Here is a 10,518-nt window from a genome sequence, read left to right on the forward strand (position 1 = left end):
CCCGGGGCGTTTTTTGTGTGCTCTGTGCAGGGCGGTGTGCCGTTGCTGGCTGATTGGCCTCGGCGACCCGCCTTTTTATTCGCGACCTTCGTGCGTGATGGCCCAGCAGCGATGAGGCGGGGGCGGGCGCCGGTAGTCCTCGTCCAGGGTCTCGCGGGTGATGTCGCGGGCAACAAGCCCGGTCAGGGCCTCGTGGTCCAGCTCGAAGCGTCGGCGGTTGGTCGAAAAGTAGAGCACGCCGTCCGGGGTGAGCAGCCGCGCCGCCAGGAGGATCAGGTGGGCATGGTCGCGCTGCACCTCGAAGTCGTCTTCGGTGCGCTTGGAATTGGAGAAAGTGGGCGGGTCCAGGAAGATCCGCTCGAAGACCATGCCGGGCGTATCGGTGGCCCCTTCCAGCCAGTGGACCACGTCCTCGCGCAGGAGGGCGTGTGTGCCGGGCTGGCGACGGCTTCGGCCATCGCGGATCTCGGCCTCCAGGCCGTTGGCGCGGAAGTTGTCTGCGGCCCATTCCAGATAGGTGTTGGACAGATCCACCGAGACGGTCTGGCGCGCACCGCCCACCGCGGCATGCACGCTGACCGCGGCGGTGTAGCAGAACAGGTTCAACAGGCGCAGGCCACGGCATTCCTGTTGCAGGCGCAGTCGCATCGGCCGATGGTCCAGGAACAGCCCGCTGTCGAGGTAGGCATCCAGGTCGACCCACAGGCGGCAGCCGTGTTCGTGCACCGGAAACGGTGCGGGCTGGGCGGTTTCCGCGCGCTGGTACTGCGAGCGACCCTTCTGTGCCCGCCGCTGCTTGTAATGCAGATGGGCGGGTTCGACGCCGGTGACCTCCAGCATGGCGGCCAGTGCGCCGCGCAGGCGCGCCTCGGCGCGCGCGGGATCGACACTGGCGGGGGCGGCGAACTCCTGCACATGCAGGTGAACCGTGCCGTCCTCGGCCTCGTAGCGGTCGATCTGCAGGGGGTATTCGTCCAGGTCGGCGTCGTAGATGCGATAGCAGGTGATCTCCTGACGCCGCGCCCAGCGGGTCAGGTGGCGCAGGTTCTTCTGCAGGCGGTTGGCGAAATCCGGCGCCGGGGCCGCGGCCGGCTCGTCGCGCTGATGGATTTCGAACTGCAGCAGGTGGCAGGCGAGGGTGCCGTTGTAAAAGCGGTGCTTGTGGCTGGCGCGCAGGCCCAGGCGTTGCGAGTCCGTTGTGTCCGCCACCAACAGGGCGATATGCCAGCCGCCGAAGGCGCTGCGCAGGCGCTCGCCCAGCAGGCTGTAGAGCTTGATCAGTTCCGGGGTGTTGCCAATGCGCTCGCCGTAGGGCGGGTTGCTGACCAGCATGCCGTGGTCGGCGGGCGGCTCCAGGGTCAGGGCGTCGACCTGCTCGAAGCGCGTGCAGTCGGCGACCCCGGCGGCCTGCGCGGCCTTGCGCGCGGCCGTCACCGCGCCACGGTCGCGGTCGCTGCCGAGCAGCGGTGGACCTTGCCAGGGGCACACGGCGTCGCGGGCCTCGGCGACGCAGCGGGCCCAGAGCTCGGCGTCGTGGCCGGACCAGCCGTGGGGGCGGAAACCCTCGCGCAGCAGGCCGGGGGCGGTGCGGGTGGCCATCAGGGCCGCCTCGATCACTAGCGTTCCGCTGCCGCAGAAGGGGTCGAGGAACTGCGCGCCGGGCTCGGCCTCCAGATGCTCCGGCCAGCCGGCACGTATCAGCAGGGCGGCGGCGAGATTCTCGCGCAGCGGGGCCTCGCCGCCGCTGCCGCGGTAGCCGCGGCGGTGCAGGCCACCGTTGCCGAGGTCCAGGCTGATCTGGGCCTGTCGGCCCTGCAGTTGCAGCAGCACGCGCACGTCCGGGTCCTGGGCGTCCACATCCGGGCGCTCGCCGGTCGCGTCGCGGAAGGCGTCGGCGATGCCGTCCTTCACGCGCACCCCGGCGAAATGGGTATGCCCGATGTGCGAACTCTTGCCAGTGACGTCCACCGCAAAGGTGGCTCCGAGCCCGAACAGGGCGGGCCAGTCCAGCATCTGGCTGGCGGCGTAGCAGGCATCGCCGTCGGGTTCGTCGAAGCGGGCCAGCGGCAGCAGGATGCGGCTGGCCACCCGGCTGCCGAGCAGGCAGCGGTACAGCGTGGCGAGGTCCGCGTGGAAGTGGATACCGGCGCGGTCCTCGCGCAGATCCAGGGCCCCGAAACCCTCCAACTCCCGAGCCACCAGCGGGGCGAGGCCGCCGGCGGCGGTCGCCAGGTACTCGCGGCGGTCGGCCGTTGGGTCGAAGGCGGCGATTGGTTCGCCAGAGGAGGGTTCGGTCATCGTGGGCTCAAGCAGGCTGGAGAGGCTGCTATTTTGGCATACCCGAGCGCAGGCACGGCGCGGGATCTGGGATTACGCGGGTTCAGCGCAGCAAGCGCCGGCGAATCAGGTAGGTGGCCAGCACGATGGCGCTCCCGCCGTAGGCGGCGATCACGGCCAGGTGCGGCAGCCAGGCGGTGGGCCAGGCGCCGGTCATCAGTGGGCGCACGATCTCGAGTACATGCGCCAGCGGCAGGGCCAGAGCCAGACCCTGCACCCAGCCGGGCAGCTCGGTCAGCGGGAAGAACACGCCGGACAGCAGCAGCATCGGCGTCACCGCCAGAGTGAAGTAGTAGAGGAAGAAGTCGTAGCTGCGCGCCAGGGCGGTGATGACCAGGGCCAGCGCGCCGAAGGTGAAGGCGGCGAGGAAGATCACCGGCAGCGCGAGCAGGGCGCGGGCGTCGGCGACCAGCCCCAGTACGCTGGCCACGATCAGGATGGTAATGGCGCTGATCAGGCCCTTGGTGGCGGCCCAGCTGGCCTCGGCGAAGACGATGTCGTCCAGGGTGAGCGGGGTGGCGAGCATGCCCAGCCAGGTGTTTTGTTCCGCCATGCGGGTGTAGGCGGAGTACATGCCCTCGAAGCTGGCGGTGAACATCGCGGACGAGCAGATGATGCCGGAGGCGATGAAGACCATGTAGCGCATCCCATCGAGGTCGCCCACCAGGCTGCCGAAGCCGTAACCGAAGGCCAGCAGATACAGGATCGGCTCGCCGAAGTTGCCAAGCATCGACGGCACGATCAGCTTGCGCCAGACCAGCAGGTTGCGCCGCCAGACGGCGACGAAGCGCAGGCTGGGGCGCGGCAGCAAAGGCATCGCGGGCTTGGCCATCAGTCGCGCAACTCGTGTCCGGTGAGTTTCAGGAAGACGTCTTCCAGGTCGGCGTCGCGCAGGGTGGGCTCGTGGCCGAGCGCGCGCAGGCGTTCGCGCAGGCGTTCCGGCTCGGCGGTGTAGACCAGCCAGGTGTCGGCCACCTGGTGGGCCCGGTCCTTCGCGCCCAGCTCGCGCTGCAGGACCTCGCCGGCGTTCACGCCGCCGACGGTCAGCACCCAGGGTTCGATATGCTCGGCGATCAGCCGGCTCGGGGCATCACAGGCGATGATCCGCCCGTGGTCGATGATCGCGATGCGATCGCACAGCTCCTGCGCCTCTTCCATGTAGTGGGTGGTCAGCACGAGGGTGACGCCCGAGGCGCGCAGCGCCCGGAGCTGGCGCCACAGATGATGCCGGGCCTGCGGGTCGAGACCGGTGGTGGGCTCGTCCAGCACCACCACCTCGGGTTCGTTGATCAGTGCACGCGCCAGGGTCAGGCGGCGCTTCATGCCGCCGGACAGGGCATCGATGCGGGCACTGCGCTTGTCGTTCAGGTTGACCTGCCCCAGCAGCCGGTCGATGCGCGACTCCACCTCTGGCCCGGCCAGGCCGAAATAGGCGGCGTAGGTGCGCATGTTCTCGATCACCGTGAAGTCGGGATCGAGGGTGTCGAACTGGGGCACGATGCCCAGGCGTTCACGCACGGCGCGTTCGCCCTCCGGCATGGGCAGGCCCAGGACCTCGACCTGCCCGCCGTCGATCGGCGTCATTCCCAGCAGCATGCGCAGGGTGGTGGTCTTGCCGGCGCCGTTGGGGCCCAGTAGCCCGAAAAACTCGCCCGGGGCGATCTCGAGATCCACGCCGTCGACTACGGCGGTGCCGTCGTACGCCTTGTACAGCTGCTGGATGCGAATGGCGGACACGGCGGGACTCGTGGCGGATAGAGAGTGCATACCATACCGGTTCGGGGCAGCACCCCCAATGTCCCTCTGCGACGCCATGAAAAAGGCCCGGATCTTGCGATCCGGGCCCGTCGTCGGGCGCGTTTTCGGGATGTTATGGCCGGCTGTAGCTGTAGCCCTGGTGCTGCAGCCAGGAGATGTGCGCCACGCCGCTGGGGATCACGTCCTCCTCGGAGGCATCGAACAGTTCGCCGAGCTCGATGTTCCGCCCGCGCAGGGTGTTCGCGCAGACCTGGAACGCCACGTCCTGCATCTTCAGGTTCTCGATGCGGCCGCGCAGGTTCTCGTTGCTGTTGGCGGTTTGCAGCAGGCCGAGGCCGTCGCCGTGCATCACGACCTTGATCTCCATGTTCTCGGCGCCAACGGCGTTGATGTGATTCTGGATGTTGCCCATCGCGCCCATGTAGCGCCGTTCGTCATCGTAGTTCACGTGGTAGACGACCTTGTGGAAGCCGTAGTCGAACTCGCTTGCGGCCGCCAGGCCGGGAATGCTCAGTACCATGGCGAGCAGGACGGGCAGGATCCGTTTCATTGCGTTCATTGCACAGGTTCCTCCTGAAACAACAACGAACCCGGGCGGGTTTGAGGTGCGCCACGGGGCCTTGCGCCGGGGATGGCGCCCTGCGATCGGGGACTTCGCGGTGAAGGCGATTGGCAGGTATGGATAAGACGCATCAGGCATGCGCCTATTCCCGTTTGCAGCGCCACAAAGTGAGTCATGTGCCGTGCGGGGTGGGTTTACGAGTGGGGTCTACTTGCACAAAGAAAAGGGCCCGGGATGACCCGGGCCCGAAGCGACAACCGGGAGATGGCGGCCGCCGCGGTACTTGCTTCAAGGATTACGAATGTAGTGGGTTACGGGCGCACGTAGGTGTAGCCCTGCTGCTGCAGATGCGACAGGTGGGCCACGCCACTCGGGATGATGTCGTCTTCGGACGCATCGTAGAGATCGTTGTGGATGTCGATGTTCCGGCCCACCACGGTGTTGTTGCAGACTTGGAAGTCGACGTCCTGCATCTTCAGCTGGTCGACGAAGGCCTTGAGATCTTCATTGGTCTTCGCATGCTGCAGCAGGCTGAGCCCGTTGCCGTGCATCACCACCTTGATGCTCATGCGGTCGGCACCAACGGCGTTGATGTGATTCTGGACGTTGCGCATTGCGCCGATCTGTCGTTGCTCGTTGTCGTGGTTCACGTGATAAACCACTTTTTGTTCGGAATAGCCATTGTCGGCCAGGGCGGTACCCGGCAGGGCGAATACGGCGGCGGCCATGGCCAGCGGAAGGATGAAGCGTTTTTTCATGATCGGGTTCCTGCGTTTGTTCCCGTGTGTTCGTCTTTGATACGCCCGAGGCGTACGTCGCGTTGCAAACAGCAGACCGGATGCGGTGGAGGGCGTCCGTGCCTTTCGTATCCGGTTATTGGTAAGACGGGAACCGTTCGCGATTATTCCGATAAAATACAAGATAAGCATCTGATATATAGTTGAAAATTAGAATATTAGGACGTGCCTTTTTGGCGTATGCCCCAGGCCGCGTGCACCGCCAGGCTGAGGAGGGCCAGGCCGCCGGCCAGGACCGCGAGGCTTTCGAGTCCGATCGCGAGCGGCGTGGCGAGTGGCCACGCGATCAGGGCGGCCAGCATCCCGCCGGCCGCGATCACCGCCAGTCGGTCCACCCTCGGCGCGCGCCGCAGCAGAGTCAGGTTGATGCCGACCACGAGCGCGGCAAGCAGGGCCAGGGCGTCACCCAGCCAGCCACCGGCCTGCAGCGACCCCGCAAACACCCCGATGATCCCGCCGAGGCAGACCAGCATGGCGACCCAGGTGCGCAGTGGGACCCACTCGCGCAGCAACAGCCCGGAGAAGATGGCGGCGAACAGCAGCGAGGCCGCAAGGATGACCACCACGTTGGCCACCGTGGTATGCAGGATGGCGAGCACGAACAGAATGGTTGTGGCTGCAAAGCCGGCGGATACCCAGCCGGCATCCACACCGCCGAGGCGCAGGTGGGTCCAGGCCCAGCGTCCGTCCACGGTGCGCAGCAGCAGGGCGAGGGCCATCAGTAGCCCGCGCCAGAATACGATGTTCATGCCGTGCGTACCGGCCAGACGGACCAGCAGGCCGTCGAAGCTGAGCGCCATGACGCCGGCGAAGGCCAGGAGCGAACCGTTAAGGTGATCACGCTGCATGGTCGGGTTTGGCCTCCTTGCGCCCGTGCGTGGGCCGGGTTGCTACAGTGCCCCGATACCGTTTCAGGAGACCCGCATGTCCGTACCCACCATACCGCCCGAATTGCAGCCGATCGGGGCCGTTGGCCTTGGCATCATGGGGGCGCCCATGAATCGAAATCTCCTCGCGGCCGGTGCCGACCTGCTGGTCTGGGCACGCCGCCCGGAGGCGGCCGCCGACCTCGAGAAGGAGGGTGCCCGGCCGTGCGCGACACTCCCGGAGCTGGTCCGGAACGTGTGGGTTCTGGTCCTGAATGTGTCCGATACGCCCGATGTCGAGGCGCTGATGCTGGGGCCGGACGGGATCCTGGAACACGCCTGGCCTGGCCTGATCGTGATCGACCATAGCACCATCGACCCGATGCGCACCCGGGCTCTGGCGCGTGCCGCCGCCGAGCGCGAGGTGACCTTTGTCGATGCCCCCGTTTCCGGCGGCGAGCCGGGTGCGCGGGCGGGCACGCTGAGCCTGATGGTGGGCGGGCCGGTAGCGGCTGTCGACACGCTGCAACCCATCTTTGAGGTCGTCGGTTCGACGCTGACGCATGTCGGCGACAGCGGGGCGGGGCAGATCGCGAAGGCCTGCAATCAGCTGGTTGTGGGCGAGACCCTGGTCGCGGTGGGCGAGGCCTTTGCTCTGGCGGAGCAGTCCGGCGTCGACCCGGCGCGGGTGCGCGAGGCGTTGCTGGGCGGCTTCGCCGGCTCGCGCATCCTGGAGGTGCACGGGCAGCGCCTGCTGGATGGCGACTTCGAGCCGGGCTTTCAGGTCGGGCTGTACCAGAAGGATCTGGGCATCATCGCCGACCTGAGCCGCGACCTCGGGCTGGCGACGGAGGGCCTGAAGCCGGTGCGGGACGCCGTGGATGCAGCCCTGGAGGCCGGGCAGGCACGGCAGGACGTCGCGATCCTGGCCCGCTTCTGCGTGCGTGCCCGCGACGACCTGAAGTAGCGGTCCCCGGGCCGCGGATCAGAACGCGAAGCGCCAGACCAGCCAGGCCAGCGAGAATCCGCCGAGGAACACGATGCCGGCCCAGGCCAGGCCGCGCAGGCCGGGGCCCGGACGCGCGTCCGCCGGCATGTCCGGCGACATCACCACGCGAAAGGTGATCCACGCCAGGATCGGGGCGGACAGGAACGACAGGGTGGTGGCGATGTCAACGAAGCGCGTGAACTGCTCGCCGGCCTGCCAGATCAGGGTCAGGGCCCCGGTTGCGACGACCAGCAGGGCGATGCGATAGCCCCACCAGTCCAGGCCGCGCTCGCCCCGGGGGGGCGGCTCCATGTCCTGTGCCTGGTGGCCGTTTTCCCGCAGGGTGCGGATGATCGCCATGATCACCCGCGGATAGGCGTCGGTGACCGCCAGGGTAGTGGAGAACATGGTGGTCAGCGCAGCGATCGCGATCAGGGACCGGCTCCACTCGCCCAGGCTATGGGCGTAGAGATCCACCAGCTGTGCCGAGAAGGCGGCCGCCCCCGGGGCGAAGCCGACGCCGGTGCCGTACATCAGCAGCGCCCCCAGCAGCATGAACGCGAGGGCCAGCAGGGTCGCCCCGAGGTAGCCCAGGCGGAAGTCGAAGACCGCCTCGCGCACGCTGGGATGATGCCCGGTCATGCGCGCGCGTTCCTGCGTCCATACCGAGTGCCAGGCGGCGACATCCAGCGGGATCGGCATCCAGCCGAGCAGGGCGAGCACGAAGGCCAATCCGGCCAGGGTCCACAGGTTTGACCATTCCGGTGCGCCGGAGAGGGCCTGCCAGTCCGGTGCCTCCTGGAAGGCGAGGGCGACCGCGACCACGGTGGAGACGCTGAGGGCCGCCATGATGATCTTCATGCCCAGATCCAGGCCCTTGTAGGCCTCGATCATCAGGAACCCGATGCAGGCCGCCAGGATCAGTGCGGAGAGCGCGACCATGGACAGGTCCAGCCCGAACACCAGCGCGAACAGGCCCGCGGTGGTCAGGGTGACCACGGCCTGGATGATGAACAGGGTGCCCAGGGTGACTGCGATGTAGAGCCCCAGGGCCCAGTTCCCGAGGCGGTGGTAGCCGGTGAGCAGGTTGTGTCCGGTCGCGGCGGCGTAACGCGGGCCGAACTCCAGGAAGGGGTACTTGAACAGGCAGGCCAGCAGCACGATCGGGATCAGCAGCAATCCGTATTCGGCCCCGCCCCGGGTGGCCTGGACCAGATGCGAGACACCGACGGCCGCTCCAGCCATCAGCAGGCCCGGTCCGATGGCGGCGCGCAGGGAGGCGCGGGTGGTAGCGGTCATGGGCCTGGGTCCGAGGGTGATGGTGTGAGGGTGCGGATTCTAGGGAAACACTGATCAATGTGCATGTTCGCGTTGGTGCCCCCATCTTCCCCGATCCTGCGTTGTGTCCCATGGATGGGCAGGGGACCGTAGAACGTTACGGGCCCGCACAGCGCGTCTTCTCTCGAAAAACTGGGGGATCAACGCGACTCATCAGCGTCTCCCTGGGGAAACAAGGGCATGCGCGGGCCGCGCCCGCCACGGTTCAGAGCGATAGCGGGACGCGACGGTAGACTTCGGGTGCGTTGGGGGCATGGTCGCTGCTTGCGGGGAAGCGCTGGACCAGCTTGTCGTAATAGCTGCGAATGTTCTGCACGTAGAGCACCGGCTCCCAGCCGCGGGCGTAGCCATAGCGGGTCTGCTCGTGCCACTCGCGCTCCGCCAGGCGTGGCAGCCACTGCACCACGTCCAGCCAGCGATCCGGATCGTCGCCGTTAGCATCGGCCAGGCGCCGGGCGTCATGCAGGTGCCCCAGCCCCACGTTGTAGGCCGCAAGCGTCATCCAGGTGCGATCCGGTTCCGGGATGCGTTCCGGTAGGCGCTCACGCAGGTCCAGCAGGTAGCGGGTGCCGCCGTCCACGCTGGATGCCGGGTCGGTGCGGTCTTCGACGCCGAGGCCGGACGCGGTGTTCTGGGTGAGCATCATTAGCCCGCGCACCCCGGTGGGGGAGATGGCATCCGCGTTCCAGTGTGACTCCTGGTAGGCCACCGCGGCGATGAAGCGCCAGTCCAGGCCGTATTCGTCGCCGGCGCGTTCGAACAGGTCGCGAAAGCGATCCAGCTGGTTTTCCACCCGCCGGGCGAAGGTCAGCGCGTCCACCAGGTCGTGGGTCTCCAGATGGCCCAGGTAGCGGTCGATCATCGATTCCAGCCTGCGGTTCTCTCGCAGACGCTCGATGTAGGCCTCCGCCGCGTCGTTCAGGCTGCGATCGAAGCCGGCCGGGAACAGCCAGGTGACGGCTACCCCGTGCTCGAATTCATAGGCGGTACGCAGATCGGGATGCAAGCGTTGCAGCCGGCCGAACTCCAGGGAGTTCATCAGGGCATAGTCGATTTCGCCCGCGGCCAATGCCTGGCGCAGCGCTTCGGCGGTCCCGATCCGGACCAGCTCGACCGGCGGGTCTCGCGGCTCGTACCCGAGGGTCTCGAACACGAGTTCATTCGGGATTTCGGACTTTGGATCCCCTGCCCGGACCGATTCCTGTTGCCGCGCCGCGTCGGCGTGGGCCAGGTGAGCCCGCAGGCGTTCCGGCAGCGGCGACTGGGCGGTGAAGCCCAGGCGGGTGCCGGCGGGCAGGGCGGCGAGGGCGGGCAGGGCGGTGGTGGACTCGTTGCCGCGCCAGAAGGCGAGGATCTGCTGGATGGCGAGGATCTCCGGGCCGCGTTCGATCGTCGGCTCCCCTGGTTCCACCAGCAGGCCGGCGGCCAGATCCGCACGGAATTCGCGCAGATGTTGGTGGGCCTCGGCGGCGGTCTCCACGCGGGTCACACGGATGCGCGTACCCAGTTCCCGCGCGAAGCCATGCAGCAGGTCCAGTTCCAGCTGGTCGTGGCCAGTGGTGGCCGCCAGCTCCGAACGCCCCAGCGCGTTCTCGACCAGAACCACCTGCAATTCCTCGCGGAAGGTCAGTTGCTGCAGGGCGGAGGGCGGCTGGAACCAGACCCGCAGGCCGATCATCACCAGCAACACGATGAACACGCCCAGCTCGATCTGGCGCCATATCGAGCTCGGGGGGCGAAGGTGGAGGTGTGGGGACATGAACCGATGATACCCAATCGGCAGTGCAGGCAGTGCTAGGGAAGCACTGATTAATGTACACGTTCGCGCTCGAGTCACTTTTGCGTGCGAACAAGGCGCGGTGACTGCCGTGC

Annotated in this window: 9 protein-coding genes; 1 reads left to right on the forward strand and 8 read right to left on the reverse strand. The window is 67.4% G+C overall.

Annotated features, from left to right (window positions below):
- Positions 1-75: 75 nt before the first annotated feature.
- The 6 genes from rlmKL to D578_RS0112880 all read right to left on the reverse strand — a co-directional run bounded on the left by rlmKL (position 76) and on the right by D578_RS0112880 (position 6,302).
- Positions 76-2,298, reverse strand: a complete 2,223-nt coding sequence (gene rlmKL / locus D578_RS0112855) for a bifunctional 23S rRNA (guanine(2069)-N(7))-methyltransferase RlmK/23S rRNA (guanine(2445)-N(2))-methyltransferase RlmL (protein ID WP_018950349.1) — start codon at positions 2,296-2,298, stop codon at positions 76-78.
- Between the two features lie 82 nt (positions 2,299-2,380).
- Positions 2,381-3,169 carry an ABC transporter permease gene (locus D578_RS0112860; protein ID WP_018950350.1) on the reverse strand — a complete coding sequence of 263 codons (789 nt, stop codon included), beginning with the start codon at positions 3,167-3,169 and terminating at the stop codon, positions 2,381-2,383.
- Positions 3,169-4,074, reverse strand: a complete 906-nt coding sequence (locus D578_RS0112865) for an ABC transporter ATP-binding protein (protein WP_018950351.1) — start codon at positions 4,072-4,074, stop codon at positions 3,169-3,171. Before D578_RS0112865 ends, D578_RS0112860 begins: the two co-directional genes overlap by 1 nt.
- 133 nt (positions 4,075-4,207) lie before the next feature.
- Positions 4,208-4,654, reverse strand: a complete 447-nt coding sequence (locus D578_RS0112870; protein WP_018950352.1) for a DsrE family protein — start codon at positions 4,652-4,654, stop codon at positions 4,208-4,210.
- A gap of 314 nt (positions 4,655-4,968) precedes the next feature.
- A complete protein-coding gene (locus D578_RS0112875; RefSeq protein WP_018950353.1) occupies positions 4,969-5,415 on the reverse strand; it encodes a DsrE family protein in 447 nt (148 codons plus the stop codon).
- Between the two features lie 197 nt (positions 5,416-5,612).
- On the reverse strand, positions 5,613-6,302 hold the full coding sequence (locus D578_RS0112880; protein ID WP_018950354.1) for an EamA family transporter: 690 nt from the start codon (positions 6,300-6,302) through the stop codon (positions 5,613-5,615).
- A gap of 76 nt (positions 6,303-6,378) precedes the next feature.
- Here D578_RS0112880 and D578_RS0112885 point away from each other — a divergent pair, with 76 nt between their 5' ends.
- On the forward strand, positions 6,379-7,287 hold the full coding sequence (locus tag D578_RS0112885; RefSeq protein ID WP_018950355.1) for an NAD(P)-dependent oxidoreductase: 909 nt from the start codon (positions 6,379-6,381) through the stop codon (positions 7,285-7,287).
- A gap of 18 nt (positions 7,288-7,305) precedes the next feature.
- Here D578_RS0112885 and D578_RS0112890 read toward each other — a convergent pair whose 3' ends face one another.
- Together D578_RS0112890 and mltF are read right to left on the reverse strand one after the other, a co-directional pair.
- Positions 7,306-8,607 (reverse strand): NRAMP family divalent metal transporter, encoded by a 1,302-nt coding sequence (locus D578_RS0112890; RefSeq protein WP_018950356.1) that lies wholly within the window; start codon positions 8,605-8,607, stop codon positions 7,306-7,308.
- Between the two features lie 244 nt (positions 8,608-8,851).
- Entirely contained in the window at positions 8,852-10,405 is a 1,554-nt protein-coding gene (gene mltF, locus D578_RS0112895) for a membrane-bound lytic murein transglycosylase MltF (RefSeq protein WP_026289344.1), read from the reverse strand.
- Positions 10,406-10,518: the final 113 nt, after the last annotated feature.

Source organism: Thioalkalivibrio sp. ALMg11 (assembly GCF_000377905.1).
GTDB lineage: Bacteria > Pseudomonadota > Gammaproteobacteria > Ectothiorhodospirales > Ectothiorhodospiraceae > Thioalkalivibrio.